Source organism: bacterium, assembly GCA_024226335.1.
Taxonomy (GTDB): Bacteria; Myxococcota_A; UBA9160; order SZUA-336; family SZUA-336; genus JAAELY01.
This window is the reverse complement of record JAAELY010000551.1, coordinates 1-24,174: the sequence shown is the minus strand read 5'-3', so window position 1 is coordinate 24,174 and position 24,174 is coordinate 1. Positions and strand designations below refer to the sequence as shown.

At 60.6% G+C, this 24,174-nt stretch carries 14 protein-coding genes; 7 read left to right on the top strand and 7 right to left on the bottom strand.

Annotated features, from left to right (window positions below; genetic code table 11):
- Positions 1-25 precede the first annotated feature (25 nt).
- The 5 genes from GY725_26950 (at position 26) to GY725_26930 (ending at position 9,588) form a co-directional block, all read left to right on the top strand.
- Positions 26-1,330, top strand: coding sequence for a winged helix-turn-helix domain-containing protein (locus GY725_26950; GenBank protein ID MCP4007838.1), 1,305 nt, complete (start codon positions 26-28; stop codon positions 1,328-1,330).
- A gap of 462 nt (positions 1,331-1,792) precedes the next feature.
- Entirely contained in the window at positions 1,793-4,780 is a 2,988-nt protein-coding gene (locus GY725_26945; GenBank protein MCP4007837.1) for a hypothetical protein, read from the top strand.
- Positions 4,773-8,141, top strand: coding sequence for a UvrD-helicase domain-containing protein (locus GY725_26940; GenBank protein ID MCP4007836.1), 3,369 nt, complete (start codon positions 4,773-4,775; stop codon positions 8,139-8,141). The genes GY725_26945 and GY725_26940 overlap by 8 nt, the downstream gene beginning before the upstream one ends.
- Entirely contained in the window at positions 8,138-9,289 is a 1,152-nt protein-coding gene (locus GY725_26935; GenBank protein MCP4007835.1) for a pyridoxal phosphate-dependent aminotransferase, read from the top strand. The genes GY725_26940 and GY725_26935 overlap by 4 nt, the downstream gene beginning before the upstream one ends.
- 104 nt (positions 9,290-9,393) lie before the next feature.
- Complete coding sequence (locus GY725_26930) at positions 9,394-9,588, top strand: ferredoxin (GenBank protein ID MCP4007834.1); 195 nt, start codon at positions 9,394-9,396, stop codon at positions 9,586-9,588.
- A 6-nt stretch (positions 9,589-9,594) separates the two neighbouring features.
- On the opposite strand, the gene GY725_26925 is transcribed toward GY725_26930, so the two are convergent.
- From GY725_26925 to GY725_26900, 6 genes are read right to left on the bottom strand one after another with little or no spacing between them, the layout of a single operon-like run.
- Positions 9,595-10,899, bottom strand: a complete 1,305-nt coding sequence (locus tag GY725_26925) for a DUF58 domain-containing protein (GenBank protein MCP4007833.1) — start codon at positions 10,897-10,899, stop codon at positions 9,595-9,597.
- On the bottom strand, positions 10,896-11,891 hold the full coding sequence (locus tag GY725_26920) for a MoxR family ATPase (GenBank protein MCP4007832.1): 996 nt from the start codon (positions 11,889-11,891) through the stop codon (positions 10,896-10,898). Before GY725_26920 ends, GY725_26925 begins: the two co-directional genes overlap by 4 nt.
- Entirely contained in the window at positions 11,888-13,087 is a 1,200-nt protein-coding gene (locus GY725_26915) for a DUF4350 domain-containing protein (protein ID MCP4007831.1), read from the bottom strand. Before GY725_26915 ends, GY725_26920 begins: the two co-directional genes overlap by 4 nt.
- Positions 13,084-14,595 (bottom strand): DUF4129 domain-containing protein, encoded by a 1,512-nt coding sequence (locus tag GY725_26910; protein ID MCP4007830.1) that lies wholly within the window; start codon positions 14,593-14,595, stop codon positions 13,084-13,086. The genes GY725_26915 and GY725_26910 overlap by 4 nt, the downstream gene beginning before the upstream one ends.
- The gene (locus tag GY725_26905; GenBank protein ID MCP4007829.1) at positions 14,585-15,544 is read right to left on the bottom strand and encodes a stage II sporulation protein M; all 960 of its coding nucleotides are present in this window, start codon (positions 15,542-15,544) and stop codon (positions 14,585-14,587) included. Before GY725_26905 ends, GY725_26910 begins: the two co-directional genes overlap by 11 nt.
- The gene (locus GY725_26900; protein ID MCP4007828.1) at positions 15,541-16,233 is read right to left on the bottom strand and encodes an RDD family protein; all 693 of its coding nucleotides are present in this window, start codon (positions 16,231-16,233) and stop codon (positions 15,541-15,543) included. Before GY725_26900 ends, GY725_26905 begins: the two co-directional genes overlap by 4 nt.
- Positions 16,234-16,401: 168 nt before the next feature.
- Between GY725_26900 and GY725_26895 the strand changes: the two genes are divergently transcribed.
- Positions 16,402-18,429 (top strand): CHASE2 domain-containing protein, encoded by a 2,028-nt coding sequence (locus GY725_26895; protein MCP4007827.1) that lies wholly within the window; start codon positions 16,402-16,404, stop codon positions 18,427-18,429.
- Positions 18,430-18,819: 390 nt separating this feature from the next.
- On the opposite strand, the gene GY725_26890 is transcribed toward GY725_26895, so the two are convergent.
- Positions 18,820-20,250 (bottom strand): MFS transporter, encoded by a 1,431-nt coding sequence (locus GY725_26890; GenBank protein ID MCP4007826.1) that lies wholly within the window; start codon positions 20,248-20,250, stop codon positions 18,820-18,822.
- Between the two features lie 100 nt (positions 20,251-20,350).
- Between GY725_26890 and GY725_26885 the strand changes: the two genes are divergently transcribed.
- Positions 20,351-24,040 (top strand): indolepyruvate ferredoxin oxidoreductase family protein, encoded by a 3,690-nt coding sequence (locus tag GY725_26885; protein MCP4007825.1) that lies wholly within the window; start codon positions 20,351-20,353, stop codon positions 24,038-24,040.
- The last annotated feature ends 134 nt before the right edge of the window (positions 24,041-24,174 follow it).

The following is a 24,174-nucleotide window of genomic DNA, read 5'->3' as shown; positions in this document are numbered from 1 at the left end:
ATCCCGCACAAGCTCCAATGAGCGCGTGAAGGCCGCCCCTCCCATCATACCCGCCGAGACCGCACGCCACTTGCTCCTGGGTGGCGCGGGCCTTCTCGAGGATCCCGATCGGCCTGCGAGTGCGGCGCGGGTTCTGAAACAGATCGAACGAATGGGGTTCGTACAGGTCGACACGATCAACACAGTCGAGCGCGCCCACCAGCACATCTTGCTCACGCGCTTCGATCGCTACCGACCCGCGACGCTGACGCGTTTGCTCGAACGCGAGCGCACGCTCTTCGAGCACTGGACTCACGACGCCTCGATCATTCCGATCGGGCTGTATCCGCAATGGAGATATCGATTCGAACGCGCCAAGCAGCCCGATCATCGGCTACAGAGCTGGGCGTTGCGCAAGATCGGCCGCAATGCGAATCGGGTCATCGAACATGTACTCGAGCGCATCGAAAAGGAAGGCCCTTTGATGAGCCGGGACTTCGAAGAGGTGAAGAGCGCGCGAACGAAAGAGCGAGGCGAGGGTTGGTGGAACTGGAAGCCGCAAAAAGCCGCACTCGAATACCTGTGGCGCATCGGCGAGTTGTCGATCTCGGCTCGCACCAGTTTTCAGAAGGTCTACGAACTCAGCTCGCGCTGGCTACCGGAACATCACGAGCAACCCCCGCCTTCACAAGACGGGCACCTCGACTGGGCCTGCCGGGAAGCGCTCGAGCGGCTTGTGATCGCAACCCCCAGGGAGTTGCAGCAGTTCTGGCTGGCCATCGGAATCGATTCGGCACGGCGCTGGTGCAAAGAGGCGACCGCGACAGGCGAGGTGATCGAAGTCGAGTTGGCCTCAGCGGACGGAAGCAAATCGCGCAAGGCGATCGCAAAACCCGATTGGAAGCGCAGAGCGGCGCGCCTGGCGGATGCGCCCAGGCGCATCCGCCTGCTCAATCCCTTCGATCCAGCAATTCGCGATCGTCAGCGAACCCTCCGCCTCTTCGACTTCGAATACGCTTTCGAAGCCTTCGTTCCCGAGTCCAAACGTCGCTTCGGCTATTACGTGATGCCTCTGCTCGAAGGCGATCGCCTGATCGGCCGCGTGGACCCGAAATTCCACCGCGATCAGGGAACGCTGGAGGTGCGCAGGGTGTGGTGGGAGGCCGGAATCAAACCGACACAGACGAGACGGCGAGCGTTGCACGAAGCAACGGAACGTTTCGCCGAACAGATCGGCGCAGAGCAGGTTCGCTGGCCGAAAGGATGGACGGCGAAGGGAGCAGCGAGAAAGCGACCTGCCGGGAATGCAAAACCCAGTGCAAGACCCGTTGTGAAGGGTCACGGGGATTGAGGCTGCGGGCGCCGAAGATACTCAACCTCGGAACCTTTGGGCTGCAAGAGTCACCGACCGCCGCCCGGCATTTCGCCGTTTGGTATAGGGGCGGAAGATGTGGTCGACGAGCGCCTGTGGGTCGCCGCGCAATCGCAGCAGACGACATGCCGCGTTCAGAAAATGCGCGCCATCAGGTCTATTGCCGCCGGCCCTCCTGGCCAGTATTGACGCTCCCGGTGGTCCCCCGGAGCACCCGCTCACTCGCCCTGTCGACGTTCCATCGATCGATTGACCGAAACGCGATCTTGTCTTCAGGACGAGTACCTCATTCCTCCCCGTCCCGGCCTCGATCGACACCTAAACTGTGCGCCGACAGCGTCGGTGTGTCAAGACGAATCGCGACCGAAACGAGGTATTCGTTCGATTCTCATGTCGTGGTAGTCTCGGCGGCGCAACGACGCGTTTCTGGGAGTTTCTGGGGTGAGCATGGGGGGTGAATCGGGAGCCATCCAGCGTGTGCTGGAAATCGCCTCGTCTACTCGCGTGCTTCGCGAAAGACGACTCGCAGCGCTACGCGCTTCTCCCGATGGCGTCCTTCTCGGCCGCCACTTTCTCAACCTTCGCGGCGTCGCGGAACATTGCGCCGCCGAAACAGGCGTAGGAATTAGCAACCTGCTCGACCAGAACGGGTTCGAGCGAATCGTACGGCACTGTGCATCGGCGAGTCGCAGCCTCGGCAGGCTGCTCGACAGCCGACCGGGACTGGCCGGCGCTCTATCTGCGTCACTGCGCGACCTGTATGACGCGGGCGTTGGACCGGAACAACTAACATCTGAGCAGCGCGAAATCCGTCAGGTGTACGAAGCCATGCTCGCTACCCTGGCCCGACTCCAGAACGATGGCATCTACGAGCGAGTGGGGCTTTTCCAGCTTGCGTGCCGGGGTGCTGCAGACTGGATCCGCCGACTGGGCATCGCTGGAGTCGAAGTCCATGGAGCGACCGAACTAGTTGGATCTGCAGGGGATTTAGTCGAGGCACTGGCAAAGGAGGTGCCGCTGCGCATGTTTCAGGCCGACTGGGCCAACGCCTATGCCGAGGAACTGCGCGAGAACTGGCCGTGGCAGTTCTCGCCCGAGTCGGTAGAAATCGTAGAGACCCCAGCGCTGTCGCGCGACGGCGAGATCCCCGATGGCGTTTTGCAAGTGAGCGCGCCGCCGAGTCCGCGTGAGGAGATCGAAGCCGTTGCCCGGGCAATTCTGCGCCTGTTCGAAACTGGCACTCAACCCGGCCAGATCTGCGTCGTTGCTCGCTCACTGGAAACACATGCCGCGTGGATCGAATCGGTTTTTGCGGAATTTGATATTCCCTACACCTCTTCGCTTTCCGAGCCTTTCGTCCGACACCCAGAGGCTCGACGCTGGCTCGATCTTGCGGAAGCGTTGCTCGGGGGACTCGAAACCGCGCCGACACTGCGCGTGCTCATTTCTACGCGTCTGGTCGCGACGCGCGAAGACGCATCCCGGCTGCCAATCGTCGCCGACTTCCTGGCGCGACACGCGGGCGTGGTACGCGGAATGGTCGACTGGCGTGCGGGCCTCGACCAGGCCGCACAGATCGCCAAAGCTGAACGTGTTGACTTCGAACCCGGAGATTTCGAAGCGCTGGGCAGTACCCTCGAGGTGATTGCGGATTCCGCTGCGTCGCTTGTTGCAAGCAAGAGTTTTGCCGAGTGCGGTATTCGGCTGATGAACGCGATGGACGCCCTCTTCGATCCACCCGAAGACGAAGAAACGCGACAGATCGACGCAGACGTACGGGGAGCACTCGCAGGAATGGCGGGGCTCGATTACGCCGATCAGGCGGCTGAGTCCGGGAACCACATCACACGCGATGAGTTGCTCGAAGCGCTGGAGCAAGTATTGCGTTCCCTGAAACGGAGTCCGAGAGAGGCCGACTGCGGGGGTGTTCGCGTGCTCGACGCGCTGCAGGCCCGAGGCGTGCCCTGCGATCACCTGATGATCGTCGGCCTTGCGCACGGAAATTGGCCGCGCGAGCACCGCGAAGACCCATTCCTGCCCGGCGCTGCGCGCGAAGCACTGCGCCAGAAAACGGGGCGACCCGTTCCAACTGCGAAACGAGCTGACGCGGAGGAACGCTTCCTGTTGGGACTGATGCTCTCCCAGGCACGGATGAGCGTGCGTCTATCGTGGGCATCAGAGGATTCTTCCGGGCGTCCGGTCGCTCCATCATCGCTTCTGCGCTCGCTGCCTTTTGTCGGCCCGCGAACCTCGGTCGTCGAGCACGCGGAAGCGGAAGGCAATTCGGATGACCTGCTTGCGAGAGGCTCGGGGCTGGTTCGCGGCATTGCGCGGATCTCAACCGAGAACTCCAGCCAGTTGTTGCTCGATCTCACCCGCGAATTCGCAACCGAACTGGTTCCACCCGTACGTGCCGGGCTCGCGCAGATCGCGGCCGTCGAGCAATCCGACGGAGAAGACCTGAGCTACGACGGCGCGATGGATCCGGATGCGGTACGAAGGCCAGAACGCTTCTCGCCGAGCCACGTCGAAATGCTCGGGCGTTGCCCGTTGAGTGCCTTCTTCTCGCGTAGCTTGCGCGTACATGAGGTCCAGAGCCCTCCGCCGGACGCACTCGAGAAACGCGAACGCGGCAGCTTCCTGCACCGTGCACTGGCTTGCCTGTACCAGAGACTCTTCGACACCGGCGCACTCGCTCCGGGAGAGTCACCCGAGCGGGCTCTGGAACGAGCGCGCGAGTTGCTTCCCGAAGCCATCGAGACGGGCGCCGAGGAACTGCGCAAGCGCCTTCGCGAACGACACCCGCGTGTCTGGACTTCGCTGAAGACGAGGCTCATGGAAGCCGCTGACGACTTCTGCCAGCGTGATCTGTCCACGCTCCTGCCCGATGGCCTGACCGAACTGGCCGTTGAGCAGGAGATCCGTTTCGGATTTGACACGGCTGCCGGACGCTTCGATCTACGAGGCACTCCCGATCGCGTACTCACATTGAATTCGGGCGAAACCCGCATGGGAGACTACAAGTCGAATTCCAACGTCGCGTCCTATGTGAGAAGACCAGGCATGGCCCGCGGCGAAGTGCTCCAATTGCCGCTCTACGTGCTGGGAACCGCGCAGGTGAAAGAGAAGGAAACCGTTTCAGGAGAAGCGTTGCCCGTTGAACCCTGGCCTCTTCGCGATCGAAACAACCAGCGCGCAAAACGGGCGAGCCTGTCTCTGAGCGACGTAGAAGAGTGTGTTCCGAGGGTTCTGGATGTGCTCGCCACATTGCAGCGCGACGCCCTGTTCCCCTTCCGGCGCGGCTTGCAATGCGAGTTCTGCGCGTACGAAGTCGCATGCCGAAAAAACCACTCTCCCAGTGAGCAGAGAGTCACTGGGGCGACCGCATTCCGAGACTACTTCGCGCTCCACGGAGTTCAGGATGAGTGACGCCGAGGCGCGAGAAGCGGCTGTCCGCGAGTACGATCTCAACGTGGTCGTAGTTGCCGGAGCCGGCACGGGGAAAACCAGTTTGCTGGTCGAGCGCGTTCTGAATCAGATGATCGAGACCGACCTCTCAGCGACCGAGTTCGCGGCCATCACGTTCACCGAGAAAGCCGCCGCCGAGATGCGCATACGCCTGGAGAACGGCCTGGAAAGACTCCTCGAACTCGCGCGGGAGCGTCGTCCAGCGGCGGAACTCGACCTGAAGCGCGAGGCAGATCGCGCCTATGGCTACCTGTGCGAACGAGTTTCCGCCGACACTCTGCTGAACCGCGCCGAAAGCAGGCAGGCCGAACTCACGCACGCGAGCATCTCGACCGTCCACGGGTACTGCGCCTCCCTCCTGCGACAGTTCCCTCTAGAATCCGGTGTCGATCCCGACTTCAGTGTCGATGACGGGCTCCAGTTCGATTCTCTGCGAAACTCTCTCTGGCACGAATTCCTTTCGTCCTCGTACGGCCCCGACGGAGAGTCTTCTGAACTCTGGACATCCGTCATGAAATCGCTCGATCTAGCGGAAATCCAGGCCCTGGCCTTCGAGCTTTCGAGTTTCAGTCTTCCGAGCCTGACTTCGCCTCTCCTTGAACTCGACACAGTTCGGGTCCTCGCACCTCTGATCGAAGAGCAACTCGAAAAGAACGACGACGCGTTCGACGGCGAACCGAGCAATGGGCCCGAAAAATTCCTGTCTACCGCACGGCCCGTCCTTCGTGTCCTGCTCGACAACGGACTGGACGCCTTTCGAATAGCGATCGCGACCACGCTCTACGACGGTGGCAGGAAACCGCGAACCTTGACCGAAACCACGCCACCCAGATCGAAGAAGAACCCGGAGGCGGAAGACTGCGCGAAGGAAACGAGTTCCCTGTTGCGCAGCCTCGTCCAGGTCGATGATGCGCTGATCAAGGATGTAATCCGCCTGGCGACACCCTTCGGCGCACTCGTGCGAAGCGAAGCCATTCGCCGCAACATTCTGCCTTTCGATGCTCTGCTCCGACTCACGCGCGATATGCTCGCCCGGAATCCACTGATCAGACGTATTCTGGGTGAGCGCTATCGAACTCTTTTTCTCGACGAGTTTCAGGACACCGATCCGCTTCAGTACGAAATCGTTTTCCACCTGGCTGAACAACCGCTAGAAGGGCCGGGGCCTGCAGACACAGACCCCTTCGCGAAGCCTCTCACGCCCGGCAAGCTCTTCATCGTCGGCGATCCCAAGCAGGCGATCTACCGCTTTCGAGGTGCCGACATCCGCGCCTATCAGCGGGCGGTGCGCCACATACTCGATTCAGGCGGACGCCAGCTCAAACTGACGACGAGTTGGCGCGCGCTGCCGGAGATCCTCGACCCCCTCGATCGGCTGTTCCCATCGCTGCTCAAACCCGGAGCGGCGGACGAGCAGGACGCCTACTCCGGTTACGAGACGCTGGAATCCGGCCGGAACTCTGCCCATGATGGACCCCGGATCGAGGTCTGGACCGTAGGCGATACTTCACTGGCTCGTCGCGCCGAGACAGCCCGCAGGAGCGAGGCTGATGCCATCGCTGACTGGATCGCGACCGAGGCGCGCGCGGGGAGAAAGAGCCCGGGCGAGGTCGCGCTTCTCTTCCGATCGCTGGCCAATCTGCAGACGTACACTCGCGCGATGGCCGCAAGCGGAGTGGCCTTTTCCGTCGAAGCAGGCGGTGATCTACTCGAGCGCCCGGAAGGGCAACAACTGTGGGCGTTGTTGCGTGCTCTGGCGAACCCAGGTGATGCACCCGCAGTTCTCGGAGTTCTGCGATCGCCTTTTGGCGGCGCAACCGATCGGGAACTTGCCGCGTTTTCCAGGGCCGGAGGTAGTTGGACTTATGTGTTGGAGGATCCGATCCGCTGCGAAGCGCGGGATGAATTCCCGAACGTGACTCGCACTCTGGACTGGTTGGAGCGTACCTACCAACGAGTACAGGATCAGCCCATCGATGCGGTATTGTGCGAGATCATCCGGGACTCGTCGCTGCTTCCCTTGCAAGCGGTTGCGGGCGATGGGATTCAGAGAATTTCGTTTCTGAGAGGTGTTCTGGATCCACTCGTCGAACTGGCTCGCGCCGAACCCGAGCACACCCTGAGGTCTTTGATTCTCTGGCTCGAACGCGGAAATATGAGACGACGCCGCGGTACCCCCGGTGAAGGGAATACCGTGCGCATAATGAGTATTCACGCTGCCAAGGGCTTGGAATTCCCGACCGTCATCCTTCCAGACCTCGGCCGCAGCGCAGAGGCCCGGGGGCGAAAGGCTGGGCCTCTCGCGCAGACGACGTGGCTTCCTGATCTGGGAACTTTCGCGATCGAGACTGCGGCGGGAAGCTCATCGACCTGGCTCGTCCAGCAACGCGAGGAGCGGCGCCATGAGACAGCCGAGAGCAAACGACTGTTCTATGTCGCCTGCACACGCGCGCAAGAGAACTTGATCCTGGTTCACGCTCCCCGCAAGAACACGCCCAAGAACGCCGTCGTTCAGTATCTGCAACCGTGGGGCTATCCGCTCTGCGGCTTGAGCGCCGACGAGGCGCTCGCAAACATGCCAGGTGTTCTGACGAAACACATGAGTGAGACCAGCGATATCGTGCTCGAAGAGCCACCCGGCGAAACGATCGATGTTCACACGGCGATATCTCGCGCGAGGAGCATTTCGGCATCGGTTCACGAAAGCCTGCGCGTACCGTTTCGCAGCGCAACAGGTATCCGCGAAGAACGCGAAGCCGAACTCGAGCAACCAGACGGATCGCCACCGTCCGGGCGGATGCGAAATTCGGGACGGGGCTCGTCGGTCGCTCGAGAAGTAGGAGATCTCATTCACCAGCTGCTCGAACGCTGGGACTTCTCGGACCCCGGCATGGCCCGCGTAATCCTCGACGATCTGATCGCGGCCGAGAACACCCGGCAGCCAGGACAGGCGAAGGCGTTGCGCAGGGAAGCGACCGAGACACTCGAAGCCCTTCTCGCCTCTGACCTGCCCGAATACCTGCGAGGAGTGGAGGTGATCGCGCGAGAGCTACCCATACTGTTTTTGGACAGCCGCGGCGTGGCTTGTAGCGGAACCCTTGACCTGCTCCATATGGATCCCGACGGACATCTCGTGATTTCGGACTACAAGACCGATCGGCAGCCGGATCCGGCGTCACGTGAGCGCTATCGCACGCAACTCGAGACCTATGCGGAAGGCATCCAGCGCGCGTTCCCCGATCACCCGGCGCCAACGCTCGAACTGATCTACGTACGCACTGGGGAGCGCGTCCGCCTTCAAGAGCGTACAATCGCGGGATGAGCTTCGACGACCTGGACATCGCTCAGCTGAGGAAGCGACGGGGCGAAAAATGGCAGCGGTACCCTGACGACGTGATTCCGGCCTGGGTCGCCGATATGGACTTCCGCGTTGCCGAGCCCATCGAGCAGTACTTGAAGGAAGCCCTGCTCGAAACCGACATCGGCTACCCAAACAATCCCACCGCGGCGGGATTGCCATCGGTTTTCGCTCGCCGGGCCCAGGAACGCTGGGGCTGGAAGGTCGATCCACGACGAGTAGAGGTCCTGACTGACGTCGTTCAGGGGATGTACATCGGACTCTGGGTGCTTTCCGAAGCCGGCGAGGCAGCCATCATACAGACTCCTGTGTATACCCCATTCATCGATTGCGTCGAGGAAGTCGGCCGCCGGCAAATCACCAACCAACTGGTGCGCGGCGACAAAGCCTATGAGATCGACTTCGAGGCTCTGCGCAACAGCATCGACCCGCGTACACGTGTCCTCATGCTCTGCAATCCGCAGAACCCGACCGGGCGTGTCTTCAGACGTGACGAACTCGAACAACTGGCCGAGATCGCGATCGAACACGATCTGTATGTAATCTCGGATGAGATTCACAGCGACCTTGTTTTTGCCGGCTCCGAGCACATCCCGATCGCTTCGCTCCGCCCCGAGATCGAAGCGCGTACTCTCACACTAACTTCCGCAACCAAAGCGTTCAATATTGCGGGTCTGCGCACGGCGGTCGCGGTTTTCGGCAGCGAAGCCCTCATGACTCGCTTCAACTCTCTTCCTCGACATATCCGCGGCGGACTGGGAATGCTCGGTCTGCACGCGACCGAGATCGCCTGGACGCAATGCGATGAATGGCTCAACTCGGTGCTGGCCTACCTCGACGGCAATCGGAATTTCATCGAGGATTTCGTGCGCGAGCGGATGCCGGGGATCGGATTCCAACGACCGGAAGCTACCTACCTGGGCTGGCTCGATTGCCGCGAACTCGGACTTCCGGGCGATCCGTACGAGTTTTTCCTGAAACAGGCTCGCGTGGGCTTGTCGAGCGGACCCAGATTCGGTCCGGGCGGAGAGGGCTTCGTTCGCGTCAATTTCGCGACCTCGAGGGTAATCCTCACAGAGGTGCTCGAGCGCATGGCGAAGTCCATCTCGTAGCGGCGAGCCGAACGCCTCGATGCGCCTGGACCTGGGCCACCCTACCAACCCCGAAGCCCCGTGCTACGCTGGGCTCCTCAGACAGATCTGGAGTTTCCCCCAAGATGAAAATCGTAGTTGACTATGACCTTTGCGAAGCGAACGCTGTCTGCGAGGGACAAGCGCCAGAGATCTTCAAGGTCGATGAGGAAGACTGCCTCCACTTGCTGGAAGAGAGCCCTGGAGATGACAAGCGCGAGAAGATCGAGTCGGCCGTCCGACTATGCCCGCGCCAGGCGCTTTCCATTCAAGAAGGCTGACGCTGTTCAGAGAACGCCTCTGGACTTGATGTCCAGATAGCCGTTCACCAATGCAACGGCCAGTTGCTGTGGTTCGACGTCAAGACTCAAGACTCCTGTACGGCGCAGATTCTCATGCGCGCGACGCCGATAGTGTGCGTACTGATGGGTCGCCGCAACGCGCAGCGCCGACTCGAAGCCCTGTACCGGTTGCGCGAGCGTTTTGGCCAGCACGGCTTCTTTCATGCTCGCCAGAAGCACCAGATGCTTGCGGCCGAGAAGACGCGCTGCCAGAGCCAGTTCCTCGTGATCCTCATCGCGCAAATTGGAAACCAGCACCACCAGAGCTCGTTTGTTGACCCGCCGCGCGAGTCCCTGAGCTGCACTCACATAGTCCGACGCCTGCGTACTGGTCTGCAGGTCGAAGACCGAATTCAGCATCGCGTTCAGATGCCCCGTACCCTTCCGGGGTGCAAGCCAGCGCTCGGGTCCGCTGAAAGTAGATAGGCCAACGGCGTCACCTTGACGTAAGGCGACGTGAGCGAGCAGCAGAACAGAGTTGAGTGCGTGATCGAAGTGCGAGAGCTCATCATCGCGGGAATGCATCTTGCGACCGCAATCCAATAGGAACACGATCTGTTGATCGCGCTCGTCCTGGTATTCCCGCGAGATTGTCTTCCGCAAGCGAAGCGTCGCCTTCCAGTCGATCTGCCGCAGAGAATCTCCATCGCGATATTCGCGTAGCTGCAAGAAGTCCAGTCCTTCACCACGCCGCGGTCTGCGCCGGATACCGAGCGCACTGGTTCGATTGTCCGTCGCGAGCAGGTTGTACTTCATCACGGCTCGAAAGTTCGGATACACACGGACCTCGTGTGTTGGACCCAGACGGCGTCTGCGTACCCAGAATCGGAACGGCGACCGGATGAGAAATGCGGGAGGTTCGAAAATGAAAATTCCCCGTTCTCGCGGATAGATCTGATAGCTGATCTCGACATTTTCACCGGCCGCCAGTGAGATCGTGCTTGGCACACCACGAACCTCTGCGCTGGTCGGATGGTGATCATGCAAGGTGAAATCCAGGCGCCGAGCACCCAGGTTCGCAGCGCGCACGATAACAGGGGTCCAATCACCGACCGAGAGATTGTGCGAAACGATTCGTTCGATGTTCGCAGGAGCAGGGAACCAGGCGACCATCGCGTCAATGGTCGCGAGTCCGGCGAGTACTCCTCCTGAGATCTTCCAGGCGATCAAGAGTGAAGGAGCGAAGGCTACCGCTACCGCCAGAATGAGCCAGACACCGAGCAACCAGAGGAGTCGCGGAGCAGGACTCACAAGCGCGGCACTTCGACGTGGTCCAGAAGCGCCGAGAGCAGATCGTCGGAACGCTGACCTTCCAGCTCGATTTCCGGAGAAAGAAGGAGTCGATGACGCAGCGCTGGAATCGCGATCGCTTTCACGTCGTCGGGAGTGACGAAATCGCGTCCGTTCAGAAGCGCGTGTGCGCGGGACGCCCTCACAAGCGCAAGTCCTCCACGTGGCCCCGCACCCAACGCCACGCCAGCCCACTCGCGTGTACTGCGCACGATGCGGACTGCATACTGACTCACACGCTCGTCTACGAGCACCTGCGACGATGCGGCTTGCAAGCGAGCAACTCCGGCGACGTCGATGACGGGTTGTACGGCCTCGGTGTCGAGCCCATCTCCAACTCGATTCCGGGTGACCCGCTCCACGAGATCGAATTCCGCCTGTTCGGCCGGATATTCGATCTGGATCTTCAGCAAGAAACGATCGATCTGCGCCTCGGGTAGCGGATAGGTCCCCTCCTGCTCGATCGGATTCTGCGTGGCCAGCGTCATGAACGGTCGAGGAACTGGCATGGAGTTCCCTTCGAGCGTTACCTGGTGTTCCTGCATGACCTCGAGGAGCGCTGCCTGTGTCTTGGCCGGAGCGCGATTGATCTCATCTGCGAGTAACAGATTTGTGAACACCGGCCCTTTGCGCACCCGAAGTTCCGCAGACTGCGCATCGTAGATCACGTGGCCGACCACGTCGGCCGGCATGAGATCGGGTGTGAACTGGATTCTGGAGGTCGCGCCGTCGAAACTGCGCGCAAGCGCGCGAGCAAGCAGAGTCTTGCCCAATCCGGGAACACCCTCGATCAGCACGTGACCCGCAGCAAAGAGTCCCACCAATACTTGATCGATCACTTCGTCCTGACCGATTACGACCTTGCGAACCTCGTCACGGATGCGTCGGGTCTGCTGGGCCGCCAGTTGCAGATCCGGTCGTTCCGTCTGTATCCCTTCGTTCGGAGTGCTCATAGTGCCCTTCTGATTTTCTCCAAGGTGGCAATGTCTTGCGGAAAGCGCTCGCGATCCGTTTTGCGCTGGAAGATCAGGGCGCGGGCAACGCTTTCAGCAGGCAGATCCACGAGTTCGGCCAATCGTTGACTGATCTCAGCTGGCGAGAGCGCGACCCAGCCCGGATGGCGCTGCCGCACACGATCCATCACGGCCGCGCGAACGGCTGCGGTCAGGACAGTCCCTTCCCCGAGGCGCCATTGGAAACGACCGGAAGCTTCGACGTGTTCCATCAGGCGGCGGCGTTGTTCCTGCTCGTCGGGTTGCCGGGGACCGGAGCGGAGCGAGACGGACCAGATCCATGCACACACCAGAATGATCAGGCTGCTCAGTACCATCCAGGCCTTCGAGACCAATAGCGACCAGGCACCCGGGAAATCCTCACTCGACACGATCCAGATGGGACCGTCTCGCCCGGAGCCGTGAAGCAGACGCCAGAACAGTTCGGCGTGGTCGTGGTCTCCGATACTGTTGTTGGCAAAGATGGAGTCGTCCGTCATGACAGTGAGCAGACCTGTTCCCAGATCGATCTGCATCACATGCGCTCCATTCCTGTCGGATATCGACCAGCGTACGGGTCCCTGAGTCCGGACGAGACTGTACTGAGGATAGAATTCCGCGAGGAGCGGATCGTCCCGGTCTCGGAAATGGATGCGCGCAATCGCCGTGTAGTCGAGATAGGACTCGCCTTCGTGCTCGTTACCCGGCGGTGCGTTCGGATCGATGGACAGGTTACGGGAGCCGACCTCTGCGACGTATTGTTCGAAGTGGAGAGGGTCGAGTAGATGATCCGTTCGTTTTTCGGGGTTCTCACTATCGATCCAGGCGAGAACGATCAGATGTCCACCTCGCCTCACCCAGTCCAAGAGTCGCTCCGAGCGTTCCCGGGACAGAGTTCTGCGCCGCGTCGGCAATAGAATCGTCGCCTCGCTCAGAGGTTCCTCGTCGAGTTCCTGGATTCCGTGGACCGGATGTGTTCTGACCCCCATGCTCTCGAGCAGGCGTTGCGCGACCAGATAGCGATTGGTCTCCGCCTCTCCGCGAAATCCGACGGTGATCTCGCGCGTGGCGCGTTCGAAATTCATGAAGAAGTACAGAACGAGCAACGCGATCAGCGAAACGACCAGCCAGCTCAGCTTCGTGGAAGACGTGCTCATGCGGCAGCCTGAAGATATGGACGCCAGCGCTCACAGAGTTCGGCGAATGCTTCGAAACCGGGTTCCTTGCTTCCGTATGCGCAGAATTGCCAAGCCAGAGTGAGATCGCCGAAATCACGGGCCAGTCCGGCGTCGAGCCGGTGGCTCGCCAGACGCGTGCACTCACCTTCGGTAGCGCTCGCTGGCAGGTCAAGACCCCGATCGCGGGTCAGGTAAATCAGCGCGCCGCGATAGAGCAGGCTGAGCGCGCCAGCGGGATCCCCTGCCTGGTAAGCAGCGCGGGCTGCCGCGAGAATATCGTCCGGGAGCGACTCCGGTCGAAGATCGAGTCCAAAGCGGAACTCTGGTTCATCCATCGACTCAGGATCCTCGACCCCGGAACGAGCCGAGTAACGCGACACCAGATAGCCCAGAATCGCCACGCCGGTGAAAATCGCGATCCACGCAATGCTCTTGAACACCGCGGAAAGAACCGACCCGAAGAGTTCGAACAATCCATCCAGAGCACCGGGAGAGACTGGCTCCGGGTTCTCCTCTTCTTCTGGGCCGCCGACCCTTCTCCAGAAGGTTTCTTCCTCGGTCGTATCAAACTCCGGCTGCTCCAGGATTCGCGCAATGCAGTCCGACGCATCTTGAGGCCGGGCGGCTGGACAGGCGATCCTGGCCGGAACCGTCTCATCGGCCACCGCATTCTTGGGAAATGCGGCCGCTCCCAGTACCAGAAAGAATACCAACGTCGTCGCGACTCCCGGCGCACGGGACCGCTCGGCCTCCACTCGATTCGCGAGACGACGGAACGCCAGCTCGATATCCCAACCTTCGAGATACATACGGCGATTGATGTACAGGCCGAAGCCGCCCGCGACGTAGAACGGCTCCACTAACGTCACACTCAGGATATAGATTGTGTTTGAAAGGATCTGCTGACCCGGTGATTCGATATCGAACAGGAAAGTCGTGAAGTCGATATCGACCTCTCTGGGTATGAAGCTCCAGAGAAGGTAGAAGCTGCCAAGATACAGCAGTACTTCGAAATGAAAGCACGCCAGGAGATGACTCATTCCAATATGGCTTTCGCGACCGATCAGAAGTCTCGTCCGGTCACGACGGCGCTCGCCCCGAGCCCCTTCGAGTTGGAGCACGGGCATCGAAAACGAGCGCAGCGGCGTAAAACGCAACCACGTCAGAGACGCTATGACGCCGGTTCGCAACAAGCCGGGTGCAGCCAGAATCGTCTCTCTCAAGCTCGGCGCCTTTCCAAACAGCGCTTCGCTCAACACATACATCGCGACGCGATCGAATAGCGGCTTCAGCCAGAGAAGCACGAGCGGTACGACCCAGAGATGTTCTATCAACACCAACTGTAGAAGCAGCGCAACGGGCCAGACCAGCACGATCCACGCGCCGTACAGGGGTTTCCACCAGGTCCGCACCATGCTGAACCCCAGATCGACGGCTTCCCAACCACTACGGGAGCGACTGGCGACCTGGATATCCTCAGTCTGCATACCCGCGCCCCGGAAAAACGAAATACGAGCCAACCAGCAGCCAGAACACCACTCCCACCGTGTATTTCACAGTTGGAGGAAAGACCGTGTTCGGCGACCAGAAGGCTTCGATCAGCGCAGCGATGAAGAGCATACCGCCAACTCCGTAGACGATCAGCAAGCTGCGCCGAGCGGCTCTTCTAAGAGATTGGAGTCGACTGAAGGGACCCGGTGCGAGGAGTGAGAGGCCGAGACGCAAACCTGCAACGCCAGCGAGCACGATCGCAGTCAACTCGAAAGCTCCGTGTCCGATCACGAAGGGAAAGAAGGTCGAAGAGGAACCAACCTGCGCGAGGTGGGTAGCGACGATTCCCAGGAACAGGCCGTTGGAAATCAAGACGAAGAGCGTCCCCACCCCAAAAAACAGGCCGCTGGCAAAGGTGCGGAAGGCGATCGAGACATTGTTCCAGATGTAGAATCCGAACATGGCCACATCGTCGTCGCTACCGCGGTCTCCGATCGGATGATTTCCCGGGCGGTACATCGACTCGATCTCTTCGATCTGGTCCGCCGAAATGAAACTGTAGACCAGATCGGGGTTGTCGTAGACCAACCAACCCGTCACTACTCCTGAACCGTAAAACAGCAACGAAGCCAGAAGCACCAGCTTCCACTCGGCGCGCACCGCGCGCGGGAACTCACCAACCACAAAGCGCCTGATCCCATTGGCGCGACGCACTCGCGCTTCATACAGGTGACGATGACCTCGAAGCGTGAGTTCATTCAGTAAATCGACGAGGCGCGCCCCAAAACGGCGATCCCGGGCAAGCGCCAGGTCCTGGCATACACGCCGATACAAGCGCGGAAAGTCCTTCGTATCCGCGGTCCGGCCGTGATCCAATGCATCGAGGATGCTTCGCAGTTCACTCCACCGCGCCTCTCCCAGTTGTTCGAAAAACTGCTGTTTCACGGACGCTCCGGAAGGCTACGACCCACCAGGAAAGCGGCGATCCGCCCCAATCGCCCTATCGGTTCATCATCACCCAGCAGCGGCACGAGAATTCCGGCGAGTTCAGAAGAGCGTTCGGGTGTGAGAAACGGTGAACGCTCGACGAAGGCAATGACCGCACGCTGTTCGTCCAGAGCGAGAGGAACCGGGGGCAAGACAGGGATGACTTCCGGGACCTCCTGGACCCGAGCGGTCGGAGTTGATGCATAGACGACAAGTGTCGCAGCGGCCAGGTCTCCGAGCCGACGAAAGCTGCGGTCGATCAGCATCGACACGAGTCCGATCAGGTACAGAAATGGCAGGAAGTCCACTACCCGCAAAAAGTTGCGCAGGATGGAACCGGACCAATCCACGGGCGTACCATTCTGCTGAACGACGCGCAGCCCCATGAGCTTCTTGCCGGGTGTCTGGCCTGAGGCGTAGATCTCGAAGAACACAGGAAAGAACCACCAGACCACAAAGAACACGACCATCAGGATTCCCTGGCCGAAAGCACCGAGGACCCCGAGCATAATGCTAAATGCGGACACCAGTGCCGAGCGAAGGAACGCATCGACCAGCCATGCGTAGGCACGGACCACGGGACCCGCTACACGCAACTCGAGTTCGACGCCTTCTGGGGTCTGTACGAAGTGGACGGTGTCGATCATTCCGACCGAAGCTAGCCCGGATTTCCCATCAGGTCGCGGTGCTATTGCCGATGCCGGGGCTGGCATCTCAGGACAGCAGCGGTATGTCGTGCCCCCAGGTGTTTATCGGGCGCCCGTCCAGGCCATCTTGGGCCGCTCAAAGACACTTCGGGACGTGCGCTAAAGCATGTGAACACCGCCGCCGAAATACCACTCGTGCTCGTGCATCGTCATTTCCTGGCCACCTCAACGGCGATTGCCGTTGCGTTGCTGGCTGCCTGCGCAATCTGGTCTGAAGATGGGAAATCCCTGACCCAGGCGTTTGCTGACGCTGCTTTGCATCTCGCTAGCTTGATTCCACCAGAGCCGGTATCAGACTTGCCGGATGTGATGATCGTCGCACTGGATCCCGCCAGTCTACGAGCTGTTCCCGACTCCTGGCCATGGCCGCGTTCACACTTCGTCAGCGCGCTCGAACGTCTCAGCGGAGCCGGCGCGGTATCCGTTTCTCTTCACCTGCCGCTTCGGGAAGCGAACTCCATCCAGAGCGAGCCAGCCTTCCCGGACGAGATGAAGGCCTACGGGCCCATCGTGCAACGCGGGCCCGCGCCGGGGTTTTCTGAGCAGGTTCGAGCGAACGGAAATGTAAGATCCCTTCGAGGCGTGCCCATCGACTATCGTCGTGCACACCCGGAAATCCCGGTGATCCCGATCGTGCGAGTTCTCTCCGGAAGCTTCGATGCTTCCGAGATCGCGGGCCGCCATGTGCTGATCGGTCCCACCAGTGCCGAACTCGGAGACCTTTGGCCGACTCCAATCGGACCGAGCCGGCCCGGGGTCTGGATCGAAGCGCTGGCCCTACGCGGCGAATCCGCACGGGAGTTGGGGCTCTCGACCTTGAAACCTGTGGGCAAAGCAGGGTCGTTCGCCTTCGTACTGCTCGTTTCGGGAATCGCTGCGATCATCGGCACGAGCGCCAGCCCACGACGCTTCCTCGCATTGGCCGGATTGGCGATTGGCAGCGGAATGACTTCGCTGGCCGCCCTGGTGCTCCACGGATTGCAGCTCGATCCGGTACTACCTGCAAGCGCGATCGCAATCCACGGAATACTTGCACTCGATCAAGTGCGCCGCCGGGCGACCCGACTCGAGCGTGGGCCGGAGGGACAGGTCTCATACGTCCCGTCAGGTTCGCACTCGGAACAGACCGGTAGTGAACCCGGCCTTGATCTTGCGCTGCGTCTTCTGGGCGAAGCGATCTCGGCAAACAGCGTGGCGCTATTTCGCGCTCGTGCCGATGGGACCCTCTCCGATTCACGCGCTGGGTGGAACGCAAGGGGCTTCCATCAGGCTGGAGACTTCGGTACAGCCTGTGAGGCACTCTCCAGCGAACGTATGCGCGTCTTTGAAGGGAGCATCCCCGGAACGGACTGCTCGGGTCTCGCGGTATACGCTCCCCTCTTCGCAGAAAGATCTGCGGTCGGAGTATTGGTACTCGAGCGGGGGGATCCGTCCCGACTCGATGAGCATCAGATACGCACGATCAAGAGCGTGGGCACGCAACTCGCCCTGGCCCTTGATAGCGCGCGTCGCCTTGAAGACGTTACGCAGAAGTTCACTGCTTCGATCACGGCGATCGCGAGTGCCGTCGAGGCACGTGACGGGTATACGCATGATCACTGCCCACGCCTTGCCGCGCTTTCGCTGCTAGTGGGGCAGAGACTGGGATTGTCGGAGGGGGAGCTGGAAGGTCTTGGGATCGGTGCCCTACTACACGACCTGGGCAAGGTGGGTGTGCGCGAAGAGATCCTGATGTGCCAAGGGAAGCTCACGCCCGATGACCGTTTCGAGATAGAGAAACACCCGGTGATCGGTCATCGGATCGTCTCGGGCATTCCAGGCCTTTCCCCAACCACTCTATCCTGCGTGCGCCATCACCATGAACGCTGGGATGGAACCGGCTATCCCGACGGCCTTGCGGGAGATGAAATCCCGATCTCAGCACGCATCGTATCGGTTGTCGATGTCTGGGAAGCGCTCTCGAGCGCCCGCCCACATAAGCCGGAGTTCGATGCTCTGCGCATCCGCGAAATCATGCGAAAGGACAGTGGTATTCGTTTCGATCCTGTGATCGTTGACCTGTTTTTCAGTGTTCTCGACACCGAAGGTGAAGAAGTACTTGCGCTTATTGATAGCTCTGCCCGGGAGAAAACTTGAAGACGTTACTGATCTGCTCGTTAGTTGCACTAGGCTCCATGTTCGCATCGACAGATGCGCGTGCTGAGTCGAACTGGGGTCTTCGATCCCTCAGCGAGGCGGCAGAAAATACGCTCGCCCACGTCGGTGCAGCGGACGCAGCCTGGCCCGAAATGCTCAGACTACCGCGACTCAAACACATGTCCGGGATCCTGGACGTTCTACCGGTGCGCGCTATTCGCGCGCCGATGTTTGGTGATCTGCGTCTCGGCCGTTTCGATTCCATCTCCGATTTCTGGCACCTGAAGTTGGCCATGCCGGACGGCGCGGCGAATTTTCCCGGATTGAGGGGAGAATTCGGATTGGCGCGTCGCCTGAGCTCATTCGCAAGAGCGGGCTTCGATTGGCGGGTTAGCCGGGATCGGTCGATCGACGAAACCGAGATCGACTCTCATCTAGTAGGTGTCTACCTTCACTTCGACCTTCCCTGATTTTTGCCAGAACCTCGTCTTCTGGATACGTCAGGAAGATGAGCGCGGACACCAGACAGAAAAGAGCTGCGATCGGACCAATCAGAAGTACACCGAGCGGCTCTTCCTGGCTGTTGCCATAACGCGCAAAGAGGAACGCGAGCAGCGCCGAAGAAACGCCGAAGACCCCTTTGGTCATCAGGCCCTGCATACCGAAGTACATGGCCGCCCGACTTGCACCGCTGCGCACGACATCGGCGTCGATCAGTTGTCCGATCAACAAGTAGGGCACAACCAGGAAGCCCGCGATCGCCGGCCCCATGAGTGCGAGCGAACTCATGACCAGGATCAGATTCGCGCGATCGTTTGGTCCGTCCGGCACATCGGGCACGAGCCACCAGAGCATTCCCACAGAAATCGAGAACAGGAGATTGGCGACGACCACCGTGCGCTTGGGCCCGAATGCGCGCGAAAAGCGCATTACGGCGGCGAAGCCAAAGATGACCGAGATCAGACTGACTCCGCCCAGAACTCCGGCAAATCCCTCGCTACGGCCGAGCGCCACGGTTGCGTAGTACACCAGAGACGGCCCCAGAAGATTGATCGAGAGGATGAAGAAGATCTGCGCAGCCATGTAGATGAGGAACGCGCGATCGCGGAGAGTGCTCGAAAAGGCCTCTCGCAAGCTGAGTTCAGAAGGCCCGGCATTGGTGTGTCGTGTTTCATCGACCGCGAGGATCGGACCCAGACATAGACCGAAACCCACGAGTGATGAGATCACGACGATCCAGCGAATCGCCTCTTCGCTGCTCAAACCCTGCGCCCGGCCCCAGTCCAGGCCGACGGCCCAACCTGCTCCAAAGAGCATGACGATGGGAAACGACAGGATCGCAAGCAGGGTCGAGAGGCGAGTTCGATCCTCGGGGTCAGGCGCAATCTCTGGCAAGAGCGCGAGGTAGGGAGCCACGTAGATCGTGAAGGCGATGAAATACAACGAGAGTATGACGGCCAGCCAGATGCCGTTGAGCGGGTCTCCGGGTTCCCCGGGCGGAAAGAACAGGAAGACGGGAAGCGCCAGCATCGGAACGATCCCGTAGATCATGAAGCTGCGGCGGCGCCCCAGTCGGGAGCGGGAACGATCGCAACGGTGCCCAACGATCGGATCTGCAAGCGCGTCAAAGACTCGCCCGATAAGCATCGCAGCTCCGTACAACGTCAGCACTCCCAGGAAGAGTGTCTGCGAAACCTGCGGCTCCAGACCGCGCCCACCCGGTGGCAGGTAGTAGTACAAGGCGATCGCGACGACGATGCGATCGGAAATCTGGAAACCCGTCGATCCCAACGCGTAGCCGATCCGGCGCCAGCGCGACATTCTCTCAATCACCGGCCGTAGAGTAGCAGGATCAGGAGTACGCAACTCGGGCCAAGTTGCGTCTCAAGTCACTCAGATTCTGCGCCGATGACGGCGTGTCATGGCTGATACCCCTCCAAAAACCGAAACAATTCCCCCTCTCTGGGAACGCTACACGCGTACGCAGGGCCGGGTTCATCTAACTGGTCTGCAAGCGGTGATTCGCTTGCCGCTCGATCGACTCCGCGCCGACAAGCGAGACGGCCGGCGTACCGGCGCCGTGTTCTCCGGCTATCCCGGCTCCCCGCTCGCCGGCCTGGATCTGAAATTAAACAGCCTGAAGGACCTCCTCGGGGAAGACGTATACCTGCTTCCGGGTATGAACGAAGAACTCGCTGCCGCGGCGATCTCGGGTACGCAACTCGTGGACCTGTTTCCGCACTCCAAGTACGACGGCGTCCTGGGAATGTGGTACGGAAAGGCACCGGGCCTGGACCGCGCGCTGGACGCTCTGCGGCACTCGAACTTCACCGGGACATCGCGTTTCGGTGGCGCGATCGCGGTCGTGGGTGACGATCCGTTCTGCAAGAGTTCATCACTCCCCAGCCATAGTGAGCACGCTTTCGCCCACGCCTTCATGCCCCTACTGGCGCCAGCCGATCCCGCTGACGTGCTCTCCCTCGGACAGCACGCGGTCGAGATTTCGCGTTACGCAGGACTCTGGACGGGTCTGCGCATCGTGGCCGACGTAGCCGATGCGGGTTCCGTCTTCGAACTCCAACCGCTTCAGGACGTCGAGCTGCCAAAGTTCGAAGTAGGCGGCCAACCCTTTGCAGCGCGGCTCGACACTGGCTTGCTTCCTCCTCACGTAATCAGCATTGAAGAAGACCTGATCTACGGAAGACTCGAAGCGGTCCGTCGCTACGCCTATGCGAACGGTCTCAACCCGATCACGGTTCGGCACAAGAAGGACCACATCGGCCTGGTCGCCGCGGGTGCGCTCTACCACGAATTGGAATCCGCCCTGCACATGATGGGACTGGGAGCGGGCCGACTCGAGAAGCTCGGAATCCGTTTGATGAAGCTGGAATTGCTCTTCCCTCTCGAGCCAAGAAGGCTGCGCGAGTTTGCAGACGGTCTCGACGAGATCATCGTCGTAGACGGGAAGCGCGGGTTCATAGAAGAGCAGATCCGTGCCACCCTTTTCAACGAGCCAGATCATCCGATGGTCCTGGGGCAGCGCCGGGAAACAGGCGAGCCTTGGATCGCACGTCGCGATCGCGTAACGGCGGGCACTCTCGCGCTCGACCTGGCGGACCACCTGGGCGGGCGACTGGAAGAGAGCAGCCTGATCGCGACCGCCACACCAGTGCAATGCGCAATCGATCGAGCGGAAGAGGCACCGTCACCGAGTCGGGGCCCCCACTACTGCAGCGGATGCCCGCACGGAACCTCCACTCGTCTACCCGAGGGATCGGTCGCGGGTGGCGGTATCGGCTGCCACACGATGGCCCTTCTGATGGACCGCGAAGTAAAGTACGTCGGCGCCATGGGAACGGAAGGTGGCCAGTGGATCGGCATGGAACCGTTCGCGGACGTGCCACATATCTTCCAGAACCTGGGCGATGGCACCTACTTCCACAGTGGACGCTCGGCCGTACGCGCTTGCGTCGCCGCCGGTAGCAACATCACCTTCAAGATCCTGTACAACGGCGGCATCGCGATGACCGGCGGTCAAGAGCCTGTCGGCGCGAAACCGTTGACGCTCATCGTACGCGATCTGCTCTCAGATGGCGTACGCCGAGTCGTGGCCATGACCAAGGACAAGTCACTGATCGCTCTCTCGCACGCCGATGGTCGCGTGGAATGCGTAACCCAGGCCGGCTGGGATGATGCGATGCGCAAGATCCGAAAGGTGCGAGGGGTGACGGTGCTGGTCTATGACCAGATGTGTTCGAACAAGCGGCAGAGACTGGAGCGCCGAGGCGTTCTGAAACGTGCTGTAGAGCGCGTGATGATCGACGAAGACGTTTGCGAGGGCTGCGGTGATTGCGGCGTCAAGTCCTCTTGTGTTTCCCTACATCCGATCGCAACGGCGCTTGGGCGCAAGACCCGTGTACACGAAAGTTCTTGTAGTGACGATCGCTCATGCCTCGACGGCGATTGCCCCGCGTTCATCGGTGTGGTGAATCAACCGGCGGATAGGGAGAACTTCGAAGACTTGCTGGTAGCGCCACTTCCGCAGCCCGCACGTGCCGATCTTGAAACCGACCGCTACGAAGTCTTGATGGTCGGGATCGGCAGCACAGGGGTCGTTACCGTTGATGCTCTTCTGGTACGAGCTGCTGAACTCGACGGACTCTACGCAATCCACATGGATCAAACAGGCCTGGCACAAAGAGGCGGAAAGGTCGTCTCGCATTGCGTGATCAGCCGGCGTCCCGTCATTGGCAGCCCGCGCGTCGGTTACGGCCGAGCAGATGTACTTCTGGCCTTCGATCAACTTGGCTCCAGCGATCGGGAATCGCGTCGATTGCTGGATCCCGAACGCACGCGTGCGGTGGTTCACGAGCACTACGAACCGACGGGCGCGGAGATCGGGGATCTGGGATTCAAACCACCCAAAGCCGAGACCTTCCCCGCACAGCTCCGCAAGATGACGCATGATCTCGTAACGATCCCGGCGGAACCACTAGCGGAAGCTGTCCTGAATCAGGTGTTGTGTGCGAATCTCGTACTCCTGGGCAGTGCGATGCAACGCGGACTTTTGCCTGTATCACTCGAATCATTTGAGCAGGCAATCCGCGACAACGGCGTGGCCGTCGAGCAGAATCTGCGCGCGCTGACGCTGGGACGCGCAGTCGTCGCGGAACCGAAATTGGTCGCCAAGTTGCTCGATGACGCATCGCCACCGGGCGTAGTCCACGAGGATTGTATTCGGCAAGCGAAGCGAGTCTTCGGCGACGCCTGGGAACGCCTGGAGTCTGCCTTGCAGAGCTTCGATTGCCGCACCTCACTGCTCGAAGAGCGAGTCGCCTCGTTTGCGCTCGATCTTCGCAGCTATCAGAGCAAGCGCTACGCCGTGAGATACCTGAACCTGGTGCGGCGTCTCGCAAATGCTGAAGTCGCGATCGACCGCGCAGCCGCACCGTTGACTGAAGCGGCGGCGCGCGAGCTTTACCGCATCATGGCGTACAAGGACGAGTACGAAGTCGCACGCCTTCTCTTGCGCGGGCCGTATCGTCGCTGGCTCGGCCGTCACAGCAAACGTCGTGCGCAAGTAACCTACAACCTGCACCCGCCGCTTCTCAAGGCGATCGGGCTGAAGAAGAAGGTCCGTCTGGGGCGCTGGGTTGAACCCATTCTCAGTTGCATGATTTCGCTGCGTCGCTTGCGCGGAACCTGGCTCGACCCGTTCCACCGCCTGCCTTCGCGGCTCCTGGAGCGCGAACTGGTCGGCTGGTACACGGAGGTACTGGAAAGGCTGGCGACGCACCTTTGCGAGAACAACGCCGAAGAATCGTTGGAAATCGCGAGTCTGGCCGGAGAGATCCGTGGCTTCGAGGACATGAAGGCGAGTAGGGTCGCGTGGATCCGTCCTCAGATCGACACGAAGCTGGCCACTCTGGTTGACGCTGCATCGACCTATATCAGCGAAAGCGAACCTGAAGATGAAGCAGTGGGCGATATGATGGTCGCTGAAATCGAAGAAGCGATCGACGAGATCGAAGATATTCCTCTTTCCAAGGAAGAGGACCGAGACGGCGAACCGGAAAATCCGGGAGATTCGGAGAGTTCCACGAAGACCTAGGGAACCTCTGCACAGGGAGGCTGCGGCTGCGAAGCGCGATGCATCCGCCTGCGCTGCGTCGCGCGACCCTCTGCAGATCTACGGATCTGCGATCGGATCACGCTTCTTGCTCAGGCGGCGACTCCCGCTTCTCG